Annotated in this window: 19 protein-coding genes and 5 pseudogenes; 14 read left to right on the top strand and 10 right to left on the bottom strand. The window is 50.3% G+C overall.

The window, feature by feature from the left end; all coding sequences use genetic code 11:
- Window positions 1-116: 116 nt before the first annotated feature.
- Window positions 117-2,798: an anti-phage protein Ppl gene (ppl, locus tag SIK97_RS21120; RefSeq protein WP_049593935.1), complete on the bottom strand. Its 2,682-nt coding sequence runs from the start codon at window positions 2,796-2,798 to the stop codon at window positions 117-119.
- 313 nt (window positions 2,799-3,111) lie between these two features.
- Here ppl and SIK97_RS21115 point away from each other — a divergent pair, with 313 nt between their 5' ends.
- The 4 genes from SIK97_RS21115 to SIK97_RS21100 all read left to right on the top strand — a co-directional run bounded on the left by SIK97_RS21115 (window position 3,112) and on the right by SIK97_RS21100 (window position 6,243).
- A complete protein-coding gene (locus SIK97_RS21115) occupies window positions 3,112-3,735 on the top strand; it encodes a DNA-binding protein (RefSeq protein ID WP_049593936.1) in 624 nt (207 codons plus the stop codon).
- 83 nt (window positions 3,736-3,818) lie between these two features.
- Window positions 3,819-4,235, top strand: coding sequence for a hypothetical protein (locus SIK97_RS21110; RefSeq protein ID WP_195481890.1), 417 nt, complete (start codon window positions 3,819-3,821; stop codon window positions 4,233-4,235).
- An 18-nt stretch (window positions 4,236-4,253) separates the two neighbouring features.
- Window positions 4,254-5,390 (top strand): hypothetical protein, encoded by a 1,137-nt coding sequence (locus tag SIK97_RS21105; RefSeq protein WP_142298657.1) that lies wholly within the window; start codon window positions 4,254-4,256, stop codon window positions 5,388-5,390.
- Window positions 5,391-5,481: 91 nt separating this feature from the next.
- Window positions 5,482-6,243: a DeoR/GlpR family DNA-binding transcription regulator gene (locus SIK97_RS21100; protein ID WP_049593938.1), complete on the top strand. Its 762-nt coding sequence runs from the start codon at window positions 5,482-5,484 to the stop codon at window positions 6,241-6,243.
- A 46-nt stretch (window positions 6,244-6,289) separates the two neighbouring features.
- Here SIK97_RS21100 and SIK97_RS21095 read toward each other — a convergent pair whose 3' ends face one another.
- From SIK97_RS21095 to SIK97_RS21070, 6 genes are all read right to left on the bottom strand, one after another.
- A complete protein-coding gene (locus SIK97_RS21095) occupies window positions 6,290-6,934 on the bottom strand; it encodes an HAD-IA family hydrolase (RefSeq protein WP_049593939.1) in 645 nt (214 codons plus the stop codon).
- 47 nt (window positions 6,935-6,981) lie between these two features.
- Complete coding sequence (locus SIK97_RS21090) at window positions 6,982-7,716, bottom strand: hypothetical protein (protein WP_319610971.1); 735 nt, start codon at window positions 7,714-7,716, stop codon at window positions 6,982-6,984.
- Window positions 7,717-7,735: 19 nt separating this feature from the next.
- Window positions 7,736-8,461 carry a HesA/MoeB/ThiF family protein gene (locus tag SIK97_RS21085; protein ID WP_074188070.1) on the bottom strand — a complete coding sequence of 242 codons (726 nt, stop codon included), beginning with the start codon at window positions 8,459-8,461 and terminating at the stop codon, window positions 7,736-7,738.
- 1 nt (window position 8,462) lies between these two features.
- Window positions 8,463-8,723, bottom strand: a complete 261-nt coding sequence (locus SIK97_RS21080) for a hypothetical protein (protein WP_049593941.1) — start codon at window positions 8,721-8,723, stop codon at window positions 8,463-8,465.
- Between the two features lie 30 nt (window positions 8,724-8,753).
- The gene (locus tag SIK97_RS21075) at window positions 8,754-9,200 is read right to left on the bottom strand and encodes a PTS sugar transporter subunit IIA (RefSeq protein ID WP_074188071.1); all 447 of its coding nucleotides are present in this window, start codon (window positions 9,198-9,200) and stop codon (window positions 8,754-8,756) included.
- A 672-nt stretch (window positions 9,201-9,872) separates the two neighbouring features.
- Window positions 9,873-10,226: a DUF6463 family protein gene (locus SIK97_RS21070; protein ID WP_049593942.1), complete on the bottom strand. Its 354-nt coding sequence runs from the start codon at window positions 10,224-10,226 to the stop codon at window positions 9,873-9,875.
- Between the two features lie 201 nt (window positions 10,227-10,427).
- On the opposite strand from SIK97_RS21070, the pseudogene SIK97_RS29740 reads away from it, so the two are divergent.
- The 7 genes and pseudogenes from SIK97_RS29740 to SIK97_RS21035 form a co-directional block, all read left to right on the top strand.
- Window positions 10,428-10,547 (top strand): annotated as a pseudogene (locus SIK97_RS29740) (Tn3 family transposase); the annotation flags it as partial.
- Between the two features lie 375 nt (window positions 10,548-10,922).
- Window positions 10,923-11,407: pseudogene (locus SIK97_RS21060) on the top strand (hypothetical protein); the annotation flags it as partial.
- 401 nt (window positions 11,408-11,808) lie between these two features.
- Window positions 11,809-12,354 (top strand): annotated as a pseudogene (locus tag SIK97_RS21055) (plasmid SOS inhibition protein A); the annotation flags it as partial.
- Window positions 12,351-12,676: pseudogene (locus SIK97_RS21050) on the top strand (theronine dehydrogenase). The pseudogenes SIK97_RS21055 and SIK97_RS21050, both read left to right, overlap by 4 nt.
- 158 nt (window positions 12,677-12,834) lie before the next feature.
- Window positions 12,835-12,984: pseudogene (locus tag SIK97_RS21045) on the top strand (DUF5431 family protein); the annotation flags it as partial.
- On the top strand, window positions 12,932-13,051 hold the full coding sequence (locus tag SIK97_RS21040) for a type I toxin-antitoxin system Hok family toxin (protein WP_223156217.1): 120 nt from the start codon (window positions 12,932-12,934) through the stop codon (window positions 13,049-13,051). The pseudogene SIK97_RS21045 and the gene SIK97_RS21040, both read left to right, overlap by 53 nt.
- A gap of 1,099 nt (window positions 13,052-14,150) precedes the next feature.
- Entirely contained in the window at window positions 14,151-14,984 is an 834-nt protein-coding gene (locus SIK97_RS21035) for a DUF932 domain-containing protein (RefSeq protein WP_049593944.1), read from the top strand.
- A 41-nt stretch (window positions 14,985-15,025) separates the two neighbouring features.
- Here SIK97_RS21035 and SIK97_RS21030 read toward each other — a convergent pair whose 3' ends face one another.
- Window positions 15,026-15,349, bottom strand: a complete 324-nt coding sequence (locus SIK97_RS21030) for a molybdopterin-guanine dinucleotide biosynthesis protein MobC (protein WP_319610970.1) — start codon at window positions 15,347-15,349, stop codon at window positions 15,026-15,028.
- Window positions 15,350-15,617: 268 nt separating this feature from the next.
- Between SIK97_RS21030 and mobA the strand changes: the two genes are divergently transcribed.
- The 3 genes from mobA (at window position 15,618) to SIK97_RS21015 (ending at window position 18,836) form a co-directional block, all read left to right on the top strand.
- Window positions 15,618-15,944, top strand: a complete 327-nt coding sequence (mobA, locus tag SIK97_RS21025) for a plasmid mobilization protein MobA (RefSeq protein WP_023321898.1) — start codon at window positions 15,618-15,620, stop codon at window positions 15,942-15,944.
- Complete coding sequence (gene traI, locus SIK97_RS21020; protein ID WP_319610969.1) at window positions 15,941-17,812, top strand: TraI/MobA(P) family conjugative relaxase; 1,872 nt, start codon at window positions 15,941-15,943, stop codon at window positions 17,810-17,812. Before mobA ends, traI begins: the two co-directional genes overlap by 4 nt.
- 70 nt (window positions 17,813-17,882) lie before the next feature.
- Window positions 17,883-18,836, top strand: a complete 954-nt coding sequence (locus SIK97_RS21015) for an Rpn family recombination-promoting nuclease/putative transposase (protein ID WP_319610968.1) — start codon at window positions 17,883-17,885, stop codon at window positions 18,834-18,836.
- A 165-nt stretch (window positions 18,837-19,001) separates the two neighbouring features.
- Here SIK97_RS21015 and SIK97_RS21010 read toward each other — a convergent pair whose 3' ends face one another.
- Window positions 19,002-20,033, bottom strand: a complete 1,032-nt coding sequence (locus tag SIK97_RS21010) for a phosphotriesterase (RefSeq protein ID WP_131077020.1) — start codon at window positions 20,031-20,033, stop codon at window positions 19,002-19,004.
- Window positions 20,033-20,998, bottom strand: coding sequence for a DMT family transporter (locus SIK97_RS21005; protein ID WP_054177051.1), 966 nt, complete (start codon window positions 20,996-20,998; stop codon window positions 20,033-20,035). The genes SIK97_RS21010 and SIK97_RS21005 overlap by 1 nt, the downstream gene beginning before the upstream one ends.
- Between the last annotated feature and the right edge of the window lie 52 nt (window positions 20,999-21,050).

The following is a 21,050-nucleotide window of genomic DNA, read 5'->3' as shown; positions in this document are numbered from 1 at the left end:
AGGCCGCAATGCGGCTTTTTTTATAATATTAAGGGGCATATGCGTGTTAAGTTTTTCTTTATCAAAAGGAACACCGGCATACGCCAGCTCGTTCAGGAGCTGGCGTTTCCAGTTCTTCAGCTCAGAATACGCTCATATCGCGAACGAAACGCTTTTTCGCCTCCCTCCATTTGCCTGCATATCAGAGCCTTCATCGGGGCTTCCTGAAGCGCGCCGCAGAGTCCCGGATACAGGCCGGTACGATCATGCTGCATACTGATAACGTATTCTGCATCTCCGTTAACCACGATAGGGGCAGAATGCGACACAATAATAAGCTGCCGGCGCTTCTTGTTAGACATAATCGCGGGTATTACGCTCATGCTCAGCATCAAACAGTCCAGGTCATCCTCAGGTTGGTCCAGCAGAAGTGGATCAGTGCCATAAGATAAAAGGAACTGCAGCATGCTCGCCCCTTTCTGTCCCGGAGAAGCGGACGAAATATCCTCCATTTGTCCTCCGGGTGCCCGATACCGGATGTGAATGCCATCATCGGGATACCAGCATTGCAGTGCATCCATCTGCTGGTCATTCAGACCTCTGAGGCGATTCCGGAAAGTACCATGAAGCGAGGATCCGGCCCCTGAGTTATTCTGACGGATTTCCTGGTGCAACGCTTTCAATTCGTCCAGCGCCCTGTATTTTTGCTCTGTTGCCGCAGGCTGGGGGCTGAACGGACGCTGGCTGACAAAGGCATGCAGTAAGCCATTCCCATCACTGTGATCGTAGATACGTTCGGCAAAATTACTGATGCCAGTCACCGTCTGATAACCAGACACGATCTCTTCATGTGGGGCACAAAGGGGAAGGATCTTGATGTCCAGATCGGTAAGTGACAGGGAAGACAGAAATACTTTCCGGTTATGTGTCAGAGTCATTCGGTGAGCACGCATATCAGACAGCAACAGCTCAGACCGCGCCTGCGAGCCGGTAATCATTCCGTCAAGGCCGTCATAATTTCTCAGCTCATGTTGCAGTGCTTCACAACGCGCCATCAGTTCGTTGAGGACATCGGGATTTAGTCCCTGGGCCCGGAGGGCAACAGCCTCAGCTTCCACTGCAGCCTCCTGGCTACTGACTGCGGCTCCTAGAGCTGTGAACGCCTGTTCCTGCCTGATGCCTGTGAGCTCTGCAGCACATTCTGCCAGGAGTGCATTAAGTCGCTGGTCGTAATGCTGTTGTACAGACGACAGGCGTGCCATGAATTCCGTCAGTGGGCCGGACGGATCCTGTGGAATGGCAGGTATCTGCTGCGGTTCTGCTGCCAGAGACTGAATGGCTGTAATATGCTGCTCGTAGAGCTCCAGTGGGTAGGTTGCAGCAGAAAGCTCACTTTTGGCCAGAGCCAGCAGGCTGCAGACGGGATAGTAGGCGCTTGACTGCAGCTGGTTGATGGCACGCAGTGCATCAGATAATTCTCCCTGCAGAGAGTCGGCTGTCACCTGTCTTGCCCGGAGGCCACGCAGGGTTATTTGTTCGTTCAGATATTCCCGTTCCAGCTCATTCCATCGTTCCTTCCAGGCCCGTTTATCGACCAACGGACTCTCGTCACAGACGCGCAGGAATGCACCGGTGTCTGAAGCCAGCTCGTAAAGCATTTTTTGACTGTAGATCGAGAGCGGGAAACGGTCGGCCGACCAGTAGCTATCAGGTATCCACTCGCCGTCACTGAAGATGTGTAATTCATGGTTACCACCCGGTCGCCAGCTAAGTCTGAAATCGGTACCCTCTTTATGAAACACACATTCGATGAAGGAATCTTCTGTCATACCCGACTCACTGAACTGGCTCAGATTCCGGTTCTGGGACGCAGTGAGTCCCCCGGTCTTGCGCATCGCAAGACGAATACTTTCGATGAGCGTGGACTTACCACTGCCCCTGGAGCCAATTACAGCGTTATAAAAAGGACTGAATTCTACTGATGCTGCGTCCTGATCTGCAGGCTGGCAGTAACGGGTTCTGAGCTTCAGACTACGTAAATACGAAGCGGGTTCCTCCGGGGGAAGCTGATCGAAAAGAACACAGTTATCCGGATCAAGTAGGGCATGACGGAGCCCGTCAAAATCAGGGGACGACATTTTTAACCAGCAGGTGCGTGCACCGGCCTGTTCGGGATGATGAGCGTCTGAGCCCCGTAGCCACGGCAAACCATCAATAAGCCGCCGATGGGTTCCATCGGTAATATTTTCCACCTGATTCCTGATCTCAACCGCATGGGGTTTTTCCTGAAAAGCGGCAGTCAATTCACCCTGATTGGTCAGGCTTTGAAGAATGCCTTTAACCGCATCTATATGGGCAAGAATACAGACAGCCTCAGGATTACGGCGAATATTGTTAATGATACCGGCTGGTCCCAGTTGGAGGACCAGTTGGTGATTTTGGGCATTGCGTGGAATGGGGCAGTTGTTATTGCACTGGGCCAGAAGCCTTTCCACATCGGCAGTGGTGCTGTGCGTGTGAAGAACTGCCAAAATGTGGACATTGCCGGTTGCTGTCAGCTCCACCCCAGGAAAAAGTGTCAGCGGTCGGAATTCAGGCAGCTCGCCGGTACTCGCATCCTGTAACATTTTAGCCAGCTCATCTTTCAGGATGTCGATCCAGGCACCACTGTTATGGTCGCTGATGACAACACAATCAACCTGCTGCCGCATGTAAGCAAGAAGCCATTCTCTTGGAGTGATATCAAGCATTCTGTAATCATGTGAAGCCGGAGTATGGTTATGAAAATCAAATTTATACCAGCGAGATCCTACCATCATTGTTCCTTTTCCATGGCGCTTTAGAAGTCCACCAACTATAAGAGATTTTGTACCCAGAGAATGAAATATTTACTCATATATTCCATGGTTATTATGTCCCTACAACCTAAGTCACGGTATAAATCACCCTCCTTTTAATTCATAGCTATGAACCAGTATTGGCCGAGGATCCGACTTTGGTATTTTTCGGAACTGAGCGAAAAAAGAGAGAAGGTGTATGTACTGTATGTATTAATTGTATTGTATCGAATGTATTGTGTGTTTTTTATTCAAAGGATACACTGCCGGTATAACGCCACCACGAAGAGATCCCATGAGCAAACTGCCTTCCCCCGACATGGTCCGTCGCATTGAGGACGCCGCTGCGGCACTCATCGCGGCCGGCACCCCGAACCCGACCAACGTCCAGGTGCGCGACCACCTCGGCGGCGGCTCCCTGGCCACCATTTCCCCGGTGATGCGCGCGTTCCGCGCCCGGCAGCGCGAACAGGCCCGGGAAGAAACCCTCCCGTTACCGCCGGAGCTGCAGCAGCTGCTGACTGGTCAGCTTTCCCTGCTGTGGCAGGCGGCCGTGCAGCAGGCGGACGCCGGGGCGCAGGCCGCGCGCGAGCAGGCCGACGCCGACATTGAACAGGCCGACATCGAGCGCGACGCCGCGCTGGCGAAAGTCGCCGAACTGGAAAGCGAGCTGGCGGTGCTGCGGGAGGTTCAGGCCGAACGTGGCCGTCTGCTGCAGCAGGAGCAGACGCTGCAGGAACAGATGATATCGCTGCGCGAGGAGGTGGTACGCCTGCAAACCCGGAGTGAACACCTGAATGAACAGCTGCAGGAGAGCCGGGAGGAAGTGAAAACCCTGCGGGCCAGTGAAAAGGCGCTGCAGAAAGAACTGCTGATGCAGGCCCGGGCTGAGCCGAAAGGCGGGAAGGTGACAAAATGACACCAGAAATCAGACGCCGTATCCACGCTTTCCGCAACGCCCTGGTGCTTGCGGCCGACACCCGCTCCAATGAATGCTTCCGGATGGACCGATGGAAGGAGCTGAATGCCTTCCCACACGGCTGCTGCGATCTGGCCAGCAACTTTCTGGCGCAGTATCTTCAGGACGGTGATCCGTCCCTGAAGCCGGTGATTATCCATATGGAGACGACTGAGGATTTCCGGGAAGAGAACCTGTCGACAGTAAAATCCCACGTCATCGTGGAGGTGACCGGCTGGTTTGTCGACCTTACCCTGAACCAGTTTGCGGAATATCAGGACCGGGTGGTGATTGATGACAGAACCGGCACGGTGGGCTCCCTGCTCAAAGATATCCAGGCCAGTGGCGGAACAGTCACGAAGCGCTGTATTCAGCTGGATGCGGGGCCGGACGAAGACGGTCATGAACTCTATGTCTGGCTTCGGGACACTGCAGACAACCTTCTGACGTCAGTGAAATGAGTCTGCCGGGGAGAAAATATGAGAAGGTCTGACCAAAATGTTCCTCCGGAAGGGCACGGTAAGTCATCCCCCTTTATGGAAGAGGTTAGGGCGGTAGCAAAAGACATTTACAGCAGCCCGGCTAACAGGAAACTGGCAAAAGATTTGATTATTGAGGCCATTAAGGGAGTACCCCTCCTGGGAGGCTCTGTTTCGGCCACAGAAAAGTTTATTCGGGGTATCGCCGGGATAGAACGGGAGCAAAGGCTTGAACGTCTTGAGACGTTTCTTCTGGGACTTAATCGTGATTATGATGAAACAGTGGAATTTCGTGAGGCGGATCTGTTACCGGTCATAAGAAAACTGGCAACAGATGATGAAAAATCAAAGACCGAATATTATACACGCCTGTCGGTGACGCTGGGCCGAACTCCACTCAGCGAAATGCCAGATGACAAGCGATACCATTTTATTCGCCTTGTCAGCACGCTGACCAGCTATCAGATCAGGTTTGCCCGGGAACTTAAAATTCGTCAGACCGTACCTGTGCGTGACAGTGCCTCCTCAGAAGAGGCCGAGCAGGCTCTGACGAGCCAGGACAGTGGCATAGCTATTCAGGCGGTGCACGCCTTACAGAACGCAGGACTGGTAAAAGAAAGAGCAGCACCGGATACATGGAAAGGTTCACCGTCAACACCTCTGTACGAAACGACCTCTGACTTTGACACTCTGATGAGTCTGGTGTTTCACCCGGATGATTTTGCGCCAGAGTTGGTCGGGTTAACGCGCAAAGAGATAAGCGATATCATCATTGTAGGGACATACGGTTTTATTGATAACCTGTATTCTACCTATTTACCTGATGCTCTTCACCGGGCGGGTATAAATGCAAAAATAGTCAACAGTAACAACGATCATCTGATGACAGACTGGGCTCCGCTTTATCTTCATACAGGACAATATACCCATGGTAATGATGAATATGTAGAAGTTAATCTTACCCGGGAAGGTACACGTCCCCGACTTAATGAGACAGTGAAATACTACACCTGTCGGTTTGATAAAAAAACCTACGTGCAGCCCAGGAGCAGAAGCTCAGGTGACGCGAAAAAATTCTGTAAGGAAATGGACAGGGTAGTCAGTTGTGTAAAGACACAACTAAAAGAACTGAAATAACAAGCCTGACAGAGATGAACATGGCGTCAGTCATTTCCGGAATCAGGACGGTTTGTTATATGCAAAATTGAATTTTTAACGTGAGGCAGTTATGGCCAGACCAGTAGATGTAGAACGCCGAAATAAAATAATCAATGTGGTATTAACTAACGGCAGAGCAACCATTAGTGAACTGGCAAAAATGTTCAACGTAACTCCTGAAACGATCCGAAAGGATGTGACAGAGTTGCATGAGAAAAATATCCTTCAGCGAGGCCACGGGATTGTCCTCCCGGCAAGCAATTACACTGAAAATCCATTGCCGTTCAAGATTAGTTCACATGCCGAAGAAAAATCCAGAATTGCTAATTGTGCCGTTTCCCTGATTAGAGAAAACAATGTTATTTTCATCGACTCCGGAACAACTTTACTGCAACTTGCTAATGTGCTGAATATGTATGAAAACCTGACCATAATTACAAATTCGATGATGGCTGCACAGGCACTTTCAAACAGTAAAAATCAGTTACTGGTTACCGGCGGTGAATTAAGACCTAAAAGTTATTCATATGTCGGAGCCTGGACGATGAGGGCATTACGTCAGAGCAATATTGATATCGCATTCATGGGCTGTGATGGATTCCATCATAATGGTCCTACTGTAGGTTCATACAGAGAGCTTGAAGCTAAAGAAATAGTACTTGAACAAGCCAGTAAGTCGATTCTTCTTGCAGATACCTCAAAAATTTCATTACAGGGATTATATTGTTATTGTTCTTACAGTGAACTGGATACATTAATCTTTGAGAGGGAATTGACACCGGATGAAAGGAAATGTATTCCGGAATCAGTCAATATTTTGAAACCATTCTGACAAATTATTAAAATACAGGCATCAAGCCTGTATTTTATGATGGACATCATAATGAAATTATGATTTTGTCACCGTCAAATGATACTTTAATATTATTAAAATTATCTACCCGAAGAAGCTTCTGATATTCATATTTTAGATCGAGTGATGAACCTACAACGACGACCCGCATGCCCGCAGCAAGAGCAGAGGTAATACCGGCATCTGCATCCTCAAAAACGACACAATCTCCCGGATGCTTATTGAGTCGCTCAGCAGCCAGCAGATAGGGTTCCGGTGATGGCTTACTTTTCTGGACGTCTTCGGCTGTAATTATGCATTCCGGGACCGGAATGCCTGCACCATACATGCTTGGCAATGCCACCTTTTTCGCTCCGGATGTAACAACAGCAAACAAATCATGAGGCAATGAGGATAAAAAACTAACCGCACCTGATACCGGAGCCATTTTACTCAGTTTTTCAATCGCGAGAGATTTAACTTCTTCAACACATTTTTCATTACTAAAATGCGGTGATATTTTTGAAAGCGCTTCCTCTATTGTTCTGCCATGTATTATGGAATGAACATAGTTTATATCTAAATGATGCTTTTCAGCCCATTCACGCCACAATTCTTCTATACATTTACCCGAATCAACCAGCGTTCCGTCAAGGTCAAAAAGTACAGCTTTACATATAATTTCAGTCATAATCCCTCCACAAATAAAAGGACAGGTATTACCTGTCCTTTGAAAAGTTAACCTTTAGCTTTCTTGTAATACAGTGCACTTTCGGTGGCCAGGCGCATGGCCGCGGCCATCGCAACAGGATCACTGGCCTGTGCAATAGCCGAATTCACAAGAACAGCGTCCATGCCCAGGTCAAACAACTGAGTTACTTCTGTGACATCCAGAATGCCTGTTTCGCCGACACAGGGAATTTCCACCATACTTCGGACATTCTCCATGGCTTCAAAATTGTAAATACCACGCCCGGTCCCAAGCTCTCCAGCGGACAAACGTAAAGCGCAACATCCCATATCTTGTAGTTTTAAGGCTGCAAAGGGATCTGGTGTAATCATAGGCATAACATCAAAACCTTCTTTTAGCAGAATGTCTGCAGCAGTTATGACATCAAAATTATTTGCCCAGCGTTGACGAGGATCGTTACGAACATCAAGCTTAACAAATTCAATATCGAACATGTCACGCAGTTTCATCGCTGTATCTACAGCATCCTGAGCAGTATTTACAAATGATGTTGTTGAAACAGGGACAAATTTATATTGTTTCTCTTCAAATGCTTTAGCGACATCAGCAATAGCTACGCCAGCACTCCGATCTTTGGGGTTGATTGTAGCAATGAGTAGTTCAGCACCGGCAGCCATCGTCACATCCCGGATCATATCGGCCGTGTCGTACTGTTCAGTTCCAATCATTAGTCTGGAAGTCAGCTCAACTTTATTTGTTTTTAGCCATGGGGTAAGATGCATTTATAATTCTCCTGATAGTTTAATTTTTACAACCTGGACAACACGATTCTTTGGTAAAAGAGTAAGTATTCATTTGTAAGGTTGTTGAGTCGAAGTTATAAATAGTATTAAGATAATGTTCGTAATTACCGGTGAGAATGCGCACAGCCAAAGTTGCCGCTGTAGTTCCGATAACACCAACCACAGGCCCCAGAACTCCTGCTTCTTCTGGAGTAGGCAAAACTAAATCAGGCGGTATTTCAGGGAAGATACACCTGTAACATCCATGCTCAATATCAAAATAAGATAAAGAACCCTCATCACCCTGTACGGAGGCATTGATAAAAGGGATATTTAGTCTACAGCATGCATCATTCACTATATAACGGGTGAGAAAATTATCACATCCAAGGATGACAAGATCATGACCTTTTAAGTATTTCTCAGCGTTATGTTTAGAGATACGATCCCGATAAACATTAAGTCTGGCAGCAGAGTTAATTTTCCTGAGCTTTTCAGCAGCCACCATAACTTTTGGTTTCCCAACGTCTCTTTCATCAAACAATATTTGTCTGTGAAGATTTGAAACACTAATAACATCGTCATCAATGATTGATATTTCTCCGACTCCTGATGCTGTCAGGTATAAAGACACAGGACAACCCAGACCGCCACATCCCACAATAAAAACTGATGAATTAGATATTTTTTTCTGTCCATGAGGACTAATTACATTGATTTGACGTTTATCTCTGAGTGACTCCATATTATCCTCCCGCCATCGGGATAATTATGTCTATATTACAATCATTAGTAAGAATAAAATCGGTATTTTTCACTCTAGCCTTGTTGTGATAGATAAGAACGAACTGATTAAATTCAGTGCTGCTCTTCATTATTTTATCCATTACAATAGGTTGATTCATTGTTAAAAGCGCTTCAATAAGCGTGTTGTTACGAGGTACTGATACCGTTTTTGAGTCACCAATAGCCTTAGGTATTGATATCTGAACTGTTATTTTTTCCATAAAAAAATTCCTTCTGTGTAAAACTCAAACCTAAAAGAATTCATTGCTTTTGTTTTTATCATTAATCGCCTTATCAATATCGCTTTTTTCAGTTAGCTGAATACCGGCTATACCATATAGTTTCGCTTTGGAAGCAAAAGGGGCTATTTCAGTTTCATTAGATTCATACAGAAATAATGAAATTAACATAGGAAGATTAACTCCTGCAATGACGCAGCCATTTTGGAGTTCATGGACAAGTTGACTTGCAACGTAATGGTGACAACTCAATCTGTCATTTATTAAAAAAACAATGCCATTGGTAGTATTTAGTTCCTTGCTTGCTTGCCTGTAACGATTTACGAGTTCCTCAATGCTTTCGCTATCGTGAAATTCTATGGCCCTGACATTTTCTAACTGCCCAACAGTACGTTCTGCTACTTTGACCAATTCGCTGGCGAGTAAACCATTTGAAGCAATTACGATTGCAATTTTCATGGATCCTCCCGGGTTAACTGAAGATTGATGATTGCTTTTGTGTAATTAACATACGATCAAAACAAAATCAAAACAAGATTTATAGCTTCTGTTTTGGTTTGCTGCGTTTGCATTTTGTGAATGAGATCGCATCTTTGATGACAGCTGTTTTTCATAGCCAGTACCAGGCAGGGCCTTGTTATGGGTATTCATAACCCGTTCCACCCGGAGTGGTACTGTCTCGTCGCCAATGGAATTCATATTCGAGCCAGATCACTGGAAAAGCACTGTGGTTTGTGAAATTGTTGGTTACTCTGCATCACAGAGATAAAGGCTTTCTGGAAGGTTACCAGGCCTTTACGAAACAAATGTGGAAATGGCTTCTTTGCGGTTCCTCATGGGGATATTCACATGTGTCTTATGAAGACATCACAAACATCGGGGAGCTGGTCACTGTGCATGAACGACATTTGCCGCTTAGGCATTTCTCATGTAAGCCTGATTACTTTCTGCATAAGTGTATTTTTCTTTTTTAATAGAAAGGTGAACCAGAAGGGTATCCTTATGTTCACCTTATTGAATAATTTCTTTTATGGAACTTATAGTTCTAAAAAACATATATCAAAGTGTTTATTTTTTTATACTTTCTACCAGACAATCTGTTGCAAGATACATTGCATCATGAATAATATTTCAATTTTTAGCTGGAAAAAGAATTATTAGTGCTTGTGGAATAAAAAGCCAAAACCCTGATGCAGGAATTAATATACATCCAATGATTGAAATAGTCATTATGCTATAACCTAGAAATTTAGGTGCGGGCTCCTGTGTTTTCTGTATAAAAACATGGAGCAATTGACCTAGCATGATAATAATTAACCCACAAAAAATAAACCAAAAATGATATTCAAGATTTATATTCTGGGCTATTACATTGAAATATTCTCTATGGCTGATTTCATTGATCGCACTATATCCTAAAATAACTCCTACTATAGTGTGAATTATGCCAGTTAAAAACATAAGTCGACCGCTTAATTTCCACATATCAATATCCCTTTATCAATCTAATTAAATAGCATTATTTTAATCAATAAAAACATGAAAAAGTTGATCTTCTTCTAAAATGCCAACTTATGTTTCAACTTTTCACAATGTAGTTATTTATACTGTTTTATATCCTCTATGTTCTCAATGGCTTGCTGTATCACGAAAACTCCCTGTAAATCAGAGAGCATTACTCCGATACCGCGGGCAAACGGACTTGTCAAAGCATTGAGGAAAATTGGTCGGTAACGAACTTAGTTCATGCTCGACTGGCTCCGCGATCCGGCATTTCGTCGACGGGTCCAAGCGGGCCTGAATAAATGAGAGGTCAGTAGCAAGTTGGTACATGCGGTTTTCCTGTTCAAAAAGCAGGAATCGAAAGCTGGGGCTATCGCGCCTGTGCACTGAAGCTGCTGACTGACCTGCTCCCCGTTGATTAACATACCGCGATGTTAGTTATGTCTTCATCTCTTACATGAGGGCATCTTCATAAGGATCCACAACCATGCACGCAATGTGCGGGATATCCACCGCCCGGAGCCAGTGTGCCGCGCCCGGACGGTCACGGGACGGGCGGCATTTTCGCTCCTGTCCGACGTCGCTGTGATTTTACGCCATCCACTCGCACACTTTAAGGAGAGTCCTTCAAGCCGCTTTCGCGGTATCGGCTCGCTGACGATGGGGACTGTCGGCTCGTTATTCCACGGTCAGCTTGACCCGTACCCGGAGCGGCTGCCTTGTGCGCAGGAGTGGTTGACTGCGGCGAAATGTGATGATCTGCTGGCCTTCCTGAAAGATGTCATTGACCGGATAGATGACATCGTTCACCAGGACGCGCAGCACATCGTGGCGGTACTTGTACCATCTGCCGCGCCGCGGCTGATGGAAAAACGTTTCGGAGACTGGCGACTGGTTGCGGACGAATATGGGCATGACAACTGGCTGGACAGTAAGGACGGGGAACGGTTGGATCAGGTGCTGGACGGTATACTGGTCCGGGAGGCGCGGTTTTGTCCGGTCCTGCTCACCCTAGTGAATGAGTCCCGGGAAGAAATCGAAGCGGCCGGGGTTATGACCGATCTTCTGCGTTTCCCGAGGGAACCGGTTCGTCGCTAGTTGACCGCCGCGTGTTGCGGGATGTACTGAACTTGGTGTGCAACACAGATCTGTTCGGGGATTAAGTCATTGAGGGAAGGGGAAACTCCTCCTTTTTTATCCGCCGGTGACACAGAAGTTGAAAAGAATGACGTCGGCTCAGCTTTTATGGCGGCCCCGTCCCCGCGTGACGTGGCCTGATGGTTTTCCACTCTGTCAGTCCGGCGCCGTGTGCGGGCTGTCCCGTGCATCCATCGTAGCCGGGCTGTCGTGGATACATGGGTAAAGTGCACGCGGCGGTCATCCGGTCCTTCCTACACGTCAGCCGCGATCTTCCGGTCGTTCGACCACTCAAGTTTCACGGTCTCACCCTTCAGCTCCCGTCTTCCATGCCGTCAGGCTGCGGCTTCCTTTGCGCCCTTGTATCCCCGACTGATCGTCCGACTGGTATGGATGCACGGCACCGCCCGGTTTCGCGAAATATGTGATTCCCGGCCTGAACTGGGAGCCGAAGAACCAGCTGACCAGCCTGAAACAGGTGGAAGAGGCACTGGACCGCCTTATTTCCAGCCACGGAGAGTCTTACCCACTGCCACTTTCCACTGATGTACAGGCTGAACTGTTCCCGGAGGTGATGCACATGCGCTCAGATCGCCGGATGCAGCGCGAGAAACTTGCTTCCAACCGCAAAATGCGCCGGGAGGAAAAAGTGCTGGAGCGTGCCTGGATGTTGCGGCAGAACTTGCTGGGACAGGCCTTGACGGAGCTTAATTTTCAGTCGCCGGAAACCATTAACACCTTGTATACGCGTTGGGCTGACGAGTTTGACGCGCGGGAGCTGGCACAGGGGTTCTGGCAGTGGTGGACGCGGTTTGCCTCGCTGATATCGCTGGGCTGGCTGCGCGACAGCAATGAGCCACTGTACAACGTGATGTATGAAATCCGGTTCAACGTCCGGGACACCCCGGCACATTTACGCGAGGCCGAACGCTGGAAGGTACCCAACAAGCTGACGGACCGGAGCCGGGGATGAAGAGGCGCTATTCGCTGCGCTGGAAGGTTCCGCACAGACCGTGTCCGGGTCCGCATGAACTGGTATCGGAAGTGGTGGGGGCCGGGCAGCCCGCTCCTGAATCGGTGATGGCCCGCTGGGTGGCTGGTGCCAGGTATGCAGTGTGTGTGGATTTCCTGATGAGAGACAGATCAGGAGCTGGAGCGATGAACGGAAAGCGGCTGCCCGCAGAGGAAATCTGGAGCGCCGCGTTAATCGGATTGCGCCACTGTTTGCTGATGAACTTATCGAGCGGGAACTGGAAACCCGACCGGAGTATTTTCGCGGTAAATCAGCCCGATAAGGGCTGGAATCCTGGTCAGACAGTGACGGTGTGCGGTATTATAGCGGTGGCGCTTGAGGCTTTTTGCCTCATGACGTGAAGGTGGTTTGTTACCGTGTTGTGTGGCAAAGAGCAGAAAGCCCCGTAGTTAATTTTCATTAACCCACGAGGCCACCTGTATGCCTAGACAACATCAGGATAGCCTCTTAGATGCCGCAAGGCAAGGAGAAGAAGGCCATGAAACTACCGCGAAACACTCTGCTCGGGTGCGTATTAATAGTGTGTCTCACACTGCTGATATTCACTTACCTGACCCGGAAGTCACTCTGCGAAATCCGGTACAGAGATACGAACAGGGAGGTGGCGGCTTTTATGGCTTACGAATCCGCTAAGTAGCTAACCCCGGCGGGGGGTAACCCCCGCCATTCAGGGGCTAATGATGTCTGACATGCCTGAAGCGCCTTTATGAAGGGACTGTCTGAGCAATCGGGCAGTCCCTTTTATTATTGCGGTTCTGCGCCTGAGGGCTGACCTGCGCAAATGATTCAGGGCAGCATTCTCTGAAGCATCTCAAGGGCTTTCAATTTGCTGATCTGAGGGCGTGATATTAGCGGCATGATACCCTGTACGGAAAGCGTGATCATGGCCAACGCTATGGCCCGCTTAACTTTAGACGCGTTTTCGTAATCTTTGTAAGAACGCGGGCAAACGCCCAGCTCCTCTGCTGCCCTGTCGCGGCGCCAGCCAAGGCTCTTTCGCCATAATCTGAGTTCAAAACCGGTCATAACGACCATCAAAAAAGTGCAGAAATTGCACTTATTTTACCTCGTTATTCATCCGCATTTCGAGTCGATAAGCATCAAAACCAAAGAAACTCAAACCTGGCCTGGCGCCGTCCTGTCAGGATAGCAAACGATGCCTGAAGGGTGTCGTTAGCAGTTGCCGAACCGGCAGTGCCACTCTAACTGGCCGTCACGGACGGCCGCTAAGGAAAGCCGGAAAACCGGCTTCTCCCGATGCCTGCTCTCAGTTTGAATGGTGATGATACTGCCCTGAAACCCGGGGCAATATGTTTCCCGATCAGTAAATTTCTTTCCGTCAGACACCATCCCGGGCTTGCAACTGGCTTGCGCCAGTGCCGCCCCAACCGGGGCCGCTTCGCGTCCCCTTTACGGATACGGGCATGGCCCGCCACTTCCTTCCGGCGTTTCCCTTTTCGTTCCCGGTGTCATCGCAGTCCGCCTTTGCCGTGAAAGACACTGGCCTGGACCGTTCACCCTGCAAGGGCACGGCTGACGCCTGCTTTCCTCCCCCGTTCGCACTCCTTCCTGTTGGTCAGTCGCTTGCGCTGCGGCCTCGGTCAGCTCCCTTGCAGGCCTCACTGTAGGTCCAGGCCGGTCATTTCATCACGGCAACGGCCTTTCGCGATGGTGAATCACCATCAAAAGGACAACGCCAGAAGAAAGTCACTTTTTGCATTCAGAGGAGAATTACCATGGCCCGTTTATCATCCGTTTTCCGCTCTGCCAACGTCATCCGTAAAGAGCGCGCGCTGACCAATGACGAACTGATGCGCTTCGTTCCGAGCGTCTTCTCGGAGGAAAAGCATGAATCCCGCAGCGAACGCTACACCTACATTCCGACCATCACGCTGCTGGATAATCTGCGCAAAGAAGGGTTCCAGCCTTTCTTTGCCTGCCAGACCCGTACGCGCGATATCGGTAAGCGAGAACACACCAAACACATGCTGCGACTGCGCCGCGAAGGTGAAATTGCGGGCGAGGAAGTACCGGAAATTATTCTTCTCAACAGCCACGACGGCAGCAGCAGCTACCAGATGATCCCCGGTATGTTCCGCTTCGTTTGCATGAACGGCATGGTCTGCGGAAAGACTTTTGGTGAAATCCGCGTGCCGCACAAAGGCGACGTGGTGGGGCAGGTCATTGAGGGGGCCTTTGAGGTGCTGGAGATTTTCGACGGTGTGAAAGAATCGCGCAGCGAGATGAAAGAAATCGGCCTCAGTCGCGACGAACAGCGCATTTTTGCGGAGATTGCGCTCAACTGGAAATATGACGAGAAAGGGGAAGGAAAACATATCCCGCTGACGGCTGACGATGTGTTGCAGGCCCGCCGCCACGAAGACAAAAAAGATGATCTGTGGACGACTTACCAGCGCGTTCAGGAGAACATGACGAAGGGCGGCGTATGGGGCAGGAACGCGAAAGGGAAGCATCAGCGTACGCGCCCCGTAAACGGCATCGACGGGGATGTGAAACTGAACCGCGCACTCTGGGAGATGGCCGAGAAAATGAAACAGCTTAAAAGCTGAACATGAAAAAGGGGCGCAACGGACGCCCCTTTTTTCTGTCATTAATCTGACTTTTCTCCTGCCAGACCGCCCGCTTTTTTTTCTTCTGCAACAGCCGGACTGCCTGTCCGTCTGCGTGCCGGTCGCCCACCGTCCAGCAGGTCCCGTAAGGTTTTCTCGCTGACGGTCAGGCCGATACTCGCCAGCTGCTGGCGCAGCTCCGGAAGGGTGTAACCTTTCTTCCTGTGTAACGTCCGGATATCGTCGCGCAACTGCCCGAGCACCTCCGCACGCGTGAGCCGCTCCCGTGTGAGATCCGGCAGCGCACTCAGTCGTTCGCGGGCCGCATTCACATCATTTTCGGAAAACCATTTTTTTGCTGTCATAACATGCCCCTGCATCCCTCCTGCCCGGACGCGGGGAATTGTGTCACAAAACCACACACCAAGCATGGTTTTTCTGGAGTCACCAGAAAGACGTCTATATACTCGATTGCATGCAAAATAAGCGAAGCCAAACGCGGGACAGGATGTGATTTGTTGAACCGCCACCACGGTGTCGGCCCCAACAAATCTCCTGGTCAGGGCAGAGCCCCGACACCCCGGGTGAGGCGAAATTGCCCGGCAATTTCGCGCAGGGAGCGGATAACTAACTGTGAGCAAGAGCGAAAAACGTCAGCGCACCGAGCTGCTTCTGGGGATCAGATGCACGCCGGAGGAGAAAACAGAAATTCTGGAAAAGGCGAAAATCGCCGGTCTCAGTACCGGGGAATTTCTGCGCCGGTGCGCGCTCAATCGTAAAATCCAGACCTGGAGCGATCAGCAGACCGTCCGTGAACTGACGCGCCTGGGGGCTCTGCAGAAACACCTCTTCAATGAAGGCCGGGATACGGTCAGTGCCAGCTTCAGCAAACAGTATGCTGATATCCTGGTGACCATTCGCGACACGCTGCTCAGGCTCGGGCAAAGGAGCGGCGTATGATCGCCAAAGTCCCTGACGGCCGGCGAGACGGCCGGTCCAGCTTCCTGCAGCTCATCACCTACAACTGCATCCGGGATGAGCTCAGTCCGGAAGAGGCGCTCCGGGAAGATGCCCGTTTCCGGCGTCCCTCCCGTTCACGTGAAGCGTGCTTTGAGCGGCTGGTTGAATACATTGACCGTTCGCAGAACGCCGGCGAGGGAGAGGGGACAGAAATTATGCTGGAGAACGGCGACTCCCGTATCGCGGTGAACGGTGTGGTGATCCAGCATAACTGCTTCAGCCTGGAAACCGCGCCGGTGGAAATGGCGGCGACGGCGATGGCTAACCGGCGCTGTGAGGAGCCGGTATTTCATTACATTCTGTCCTGGCAGGAAGATGAAAATCCTGACCCGGATATCATATTTTCCTGCGTGGCTGACACACAGAAAGCCCTGGGTCTGGAAGGGCATCAGTATGTGGCCGCCATTCACCGTGACACGGACAACGTCCATGTGCATATTGCGACAAACCGCATATGTCCGCGCACGTTCAAAGCGGCGACGCTGTCCTTCAGCAAGGAGCGGCTGCAGCGCTGCTGTCGTCAGCTGGAGCTGAAACACGGATTCAGGCATGACAACGGCAGCTGGAAGGTTGACGAGCAGGGTCATGTTGTCCGGGCGAAGAAACGGATGAAAGCGCTGCCGGAAGGGGCGGCGCGTCTGGAGCACTTTGCTGATACGGAAAGTCTGACGACGTATGCACGCCAGCACTGTTTTGAACAGATTGATCGCCTGTTGTCCGGACCGCATTTCTCCTGGGGGGCCGCGCATGAAATTTTGTGCGCGGCCGGACTGTGCCTGGATCGCAAGGGAGAAGGACTGGCGGTCTACAGCCTGTATGACACAGCACAGACACCGATTCGAGCCAGCCGGCTTCATCCGGATCTGACACTGAAACAGGAGGCGATCGCCGGTGCGTTTCAGCCGCCGGACTGGTATCCGGAAAGCCATAACCGGTACCGGAACACGCTGCATGTGCGTGACCAGGGGGCGAGAGCAGAACGCCGGGAGGCCAGGGCAAATGCGCGTCTTGAGTTGCGTGCGCGGTATGAGCGTTACCGGATGGACTGGAAGAAACCTGACCTGGATGTGGCGGGACGTTTTCGGGCGATAGCCGCAGAGGCGCGCGATCGGAAAGCGGAAGTGAGGCGGCGGGGACGGACAGCCGATCCGCAGATACGGCGTCTGGCGTATAACATTATTGCGTTTGAAAAGATGCAGAAAGAAGCGGCGCTGCGTCTGCAGTTGCGTGAGGAGCGGGCGACACTGCACGTGGCGGGTAAGCTGCGCCCAATGACGTACAGGGGGTGGGTGGAGCAGGAAGCGGTTAAGGGCGATGTGGCGGCAATCAGCCAGTTACGAGGCTGGCACTACCGTAGCAAGCGGAGGGGATTTCCGACTAACAGTATCGTCTACTGTGCTCCGGCAGATGATGTGGGCATCATGGAAGCCCCGGAGTTTGAGGCAACTGTCAGACGGGACGGTGTGGTGGTATATGGCCGGAACGGCTGGGCAGAGGTGGCAGATTATGGTGACCGACTGGAAGTGGTTACACCGAAGGAAATCCCGTCCATGTGGTTTGCTGTGGGGGCGGCTTCGCTGAAAAGTGGCGAACATGTGAGCTTCAGTAACGATCCTGACTTCAGGACCCGGGCCTGCCGAACCGTGGCGGAGTTTAACCGGGAATTTCCGTCTCGCAGGCTTGCACTGCAGGAGCCGGAGCAGCGCAGGATCGTGGAGGCCGAGCAGAACCGATATACAAGCCAGGAACAGCCGCGCAGACAGGAACAGCAAGATTCTCCACAGGGTGGAATGGTCTGGAAGCCCTGATGAAAGTTTTCGTTTCACAGGACTGTCGGCCCCTGTACCATTACATTGATATTTTTCAGAGTCTGGGTCGATGAAGAAAAAAAGCAATAATCCGACACCTCATGATGCGACGTTCCGGCAGTTTCTGACACAGCCGGATACCGCACGCGATTTCATGAATATACACCTGCCGGCAGAGCTGCTTGCGATCTGCGATCTCAGCACGCTGAAGCTGGAATCGGGCTCGTTCATTGAAGATGATCTCCGGCAGTATTTCAGTGACGTGCTCTACAGTCTGAAAACAACCGCCGGTGATGGATATGTCCATGTTCTCATTGAGCACCAGTCGTCGCCTGATAAACATATGGCCTTTCGGCTTATCCGTTACGCGGTGGCTGCAATGCAGCGCCATCTTGATGCTGGCCATAAAAAACTGCCCCTGGTTATACCGGTATTGTTCTACACGGGGAAGCGCAGCCCGTATCCATACTCGACTCGCTGGCTGGATGAGTTTGACGATCCTGAACTTGCAGGAAGGCTCTACAGTACCGCATTCCCGCTGGTTGACGTGACCGTTATTCCGGATGATGAAATTGCAGGGCACCGCAGTCTGGCTGCGCTGACGCTGCTGCAGAAGCATATTCATCAGCGCGATCTGGCAGAACTCGTTGACCAGCTGGCGCCGATTTTACTGGCCGGATATCTGTCTTCATCGCAGGTCCTATCACTGGTACACTATATTTTACAGGCAGGCGAAACAGCGGACGCCGAAGCCTTTGTTCGCGAACTGGCACAGCGTGTGCCGCAACACGGAGACGCACTTATGACCATCGCACAACAGCTTGAGCAGAAAGGTATCGAGAAAGGTATCGAGAAAGGTATCGAGAAGGGCATCCAACTGGGTGAACAGCGCGGAATTGAAAAAGGCGAGCGTGAAGCCACCCTTAAAATTGCCCGTACTATGCTGAAGAACGGTATTGACCGCAGTACCGTCATGAAGATGACAGGTCTGACTGAAGACGACCTGGCGCAGATCCGCCACTAATCTTTGCCTGATATCCCCTGCCGGGCCATCAGCATGTATTGATGAGGCAGGGGTATAAATCCCGATGAATATTTTCCCATAGCCGGTGTCCGTAATAACTCTCTTTTCATTTAGATCAGTGGGGGAAGATGCAGCCCGCACGTCGTTCGGGCTGCCAGGTAATTGTCAGGCCAGGAGATTTGCCGGATTATCAACACAAAGTTTTTTCACTGACTCCGCATCGACCCCGCGGCTGGACAGATAGCCCAGGAAGACGTTTGGCACAAATCCCCATCCGTTCCCTCCATTTTTTGCCCACATTTGTTTCAGGAAAACATCATGACTTAATACGAGCTGATCTCCATACCCCAGTTCAATGAGCTTGCTGACGGCATCGGCTGTCTCCTGTACCCCAGGAGCTACACCTTCTTTCGGAAACGTAATGTCGAGCCCAATCATATCAAACTCCAGCCAGACTCCTCTGTCGAGCATACGGCGTTGATAATCAAGGTCCTTTCCGGATGGATCTGAATGAGCCAGGGAAACTTTCCTTGGGGAGACTCCCATTTCTCCCAGAACGATATCCAGAACCTCATCTCCACGTCTTAACCATCCAGGCATGTGAATATTGATTGAAACATCCGGATTGTCTTTCCAGGCCAGTGAGGCGGCTCGCAGACCGTTTTTCTCCGCATCGGTAAATTCCGGAGAGACACCGATTTCGCCAATCATTCCTGCCCGGATATCCGTTCCGTCAATCCCTTCATTCAGTTCACGATCAATAGTCCGGGCAAGAATGTCCACTTGCTGATGAAGTTTTTCTCCTTCGAATTTTTCAAGGTACGGGCCAGAAGAGGCGACAATGTTAATACCTGTTCGGCGGGCAACTTCATAAAGCGATAACGGATCGCGACCAATCGACGCAGAGCCTGTGGCATCGACAATGGTTTTACCCCCCAACGCCATGAAGCTTGTTATCTCCTCAATGACGTCTTCAATTTCCTTTTTACTCATATTATCAGCGCAGCAGTATGGATCGTGCTTAAGTGCCCACTGTTTCTCCGGGCAAACGCAGGAGCCAGCGATCTGTTCAGACCAGCTATAAAAGGGTTTATCAACGACAGAAGACAGGTCATTAAAGAGGTGCTCATGTGGCAAAGTTAAGCCCATCTCTTCCTTAGGTATTGAACCGGTAACAGTCTGCAAATAACCTTTCATTACTGTGCCTCCGCTTTCGCCAGCCGTGCTTGTTTGAAGTCGGGGATGGTGGTGACAATCGCCCCCACAAGGGCAAATACCGTACCTACCAGGGTGACAAAATAGACGGTATTGCCAAGCGCCGGAATCAGTACATCAATAAGTACTGACCCAAGAAGCTGTCCGGCGGTGGAGGCCACGCCCAGCATCAATAATCCCAGTCCACGAACCAGAATCGCCATCAATCCAATGGACATCAGCCCCAGTGGTCCGCCGAGGTACATCCACCATGTATCAGGCAACTGGAAGCTGACGTGACCGAGCGAGATCCTGACGAGAAGGGCGATACCCAGGACGGTAAAACCGACGATGAAATTCCAGGTGATTGATACCAGCATCGATCCAGTCGCTTCCGCGACTTTCGCGTTACCTGCAGGTTGCCATCCAGCGAGTAAACCTGCCATAAATGGCAGAATGGCCAGAAGGATAAACGACGTGGAACGCCACTGAGGAGAAACCACAAACACCGTAGCGACAACGGCGAAAATGGCTCCGATAATCCGGTATGAAGTGAAGTATTTTTTCTCGCTAACCCCAATACCAAATCGGTCACACAGTAAACCAGAAAGAATGAGTGCCGAGATTAACGCTGTTTGAAAAGTTGCCACGCCGAGCGCGCTGGCGGATGCACCTTCAGAAAACACCACCATTGCCCCACACAGACCAGCAAACCAGTTCCATAGCGGTATTTTCCGCTGTTTTATCAGTGAAGGAATAGAGGCAAATTGCTGACGGGTTTCTTTTTTGGCCATAATTATAAAGAACATCACGACTAAACCACTGGCGAAAGAAATCACTGCGCAGGCATTTCCATCATTGAGCCAGTGACCGAGTTCGCCATTAACAGCAGACTGCATTGGAGAAAGCGTACCTGCAAGAATTGTTGCAAGCATCAGCAAAGGAACAGAATATTTGCTTTTGTTCATAAGTCCATCCTGTATATTAATCAGTCAGGAATGGGTCCGAAGATATAAGCTT

Origin of the sequence: Klebsiella sp. JN_Kp126 (assembly GCF_033843325.1) — a bacterium.
GTDB classification, from domain to species: domain Bacteria; phylum Pseudomonadota; class Gammaproteobacteria; order Enterobacterales; family Enterobacteriaceae; genus Klebsiella; species Klebsiella michiganensis.
This window is presented reverse-complemented; position numbering and strand designations above follow the sequence as displayed.

Coding starts and splice junctions, on each gene's coding strand:
- SIK97_RS21070 (WP_049593942.1), bottom strand. CDS start 10,226: ATGTGGAAATTAAGCGGTCGACTTATGTTTTTAACTGGCATAATTCAC.
- SIK97_RS21080 (WP_049593941.1), bottom strand. CDS start 8,723: ATGGAAAAAATAACAGTTCAGATATCAATACCTAAGGCTATTGGTGAC.
- ppl (WP_049593935.1), bottom strand. CDS start 2,798: ATGATGGTAGGATCTCGCTGGTATAAATTTGATTTTCATAACCATACT.
- SIK97_RS21030 (WP_319610970.1), bottom strand. CDS start 15,349: ATGACAGCAAAAAAATGGTTTTCCGAAAATGATGTGAATGCGGCCCGC.
- SIK97_RS21005 (WP_054177051.1), bottom strand. CDS start 20,998: ATGAACAAAAGCAAATATTCTGTTCCTTTGCTGATGCTTGCAACAATT.
- SIK97_RS21085 (WP_074188070.1), bottom strand. CDS start 8,461: ATGGAGTCACTCAGAGATAAACGTCAAATCAATGTAATTAGTCCTCAT.
- SIK97_RS21035 (WP_049593944.1), top strand. CDS start 14,151: ATGGCCCGTTTATCATCCGTTTTCCGCTCTGCCAACGTCATCCGTAAA.
- SIK97_RS21115 (WP_049593936.1), top strand. CDS start 3,112: ATGAGCAAACTGCCTTCCCCCGACATGGTCCGTCGCATTGAGGACGCC.
- SIK97_RS21010 (WP_131077020.1), bottom strand. CDS start 20,033: ATGAAAGGTTATTTGCAGACTGTTACCGGTTCAATACCTAAGGAAGAG.
- SIK97_RS21095 (WP_049593939.1), bottom strand. CDS start 6,934: ATGACTGAAATTATATGTAAAGCTGTACTTTTTGACCTTGACGGAACG.
- SIK97_RS21075 (WP_074188071.1), bottom strand. CDS start 9,200: ATGAAAATTGCAATCGTAATTGCTTCAAATGGTTTACTCGCCAGCGAA.
- traI (WP_319610969.1), top strand. CDS start 15,941: ATGATCGCCAAAGTCCCTGACGGCCGGCGAGACGGCCGGTCCAGCTTC.
- SIK97_RS21105 (WP_142298657.1), top strand. CDS start 4,254: ATGAGAAGGTCTGACCAAAATGTTCCTCCGGAAGGGCACGGTAAGTCA.
- SIK97_RS21090 (WP_319610971.1), bottom strand. CDS start 7,716: ATGCATCTTACCCCATGGCTAAAAACAAATAAAGTTGAGCTGACTTCC.
- SIK97_RS21100 (WP_049593938.1), top strand. CDS start 5,482: ATGGCCAGACCAGTAGATGTAGAACGCCGAAATAAAATAATCAATGTG.
- SIK97_RS21015 (WP_319610968.1), top strand. CDS start 17,883: ATGAAGAAAAAAAGCAATAATCCGACACCTCATGATGCGACGTTCCGG.
- SIK97_RS21110 (WP_195481890.1), top strand. CDS start 3,819: ATGGACCGATGGAAGGAGCTGAATGCCTTCCCACACGGCTGCTGCGAT.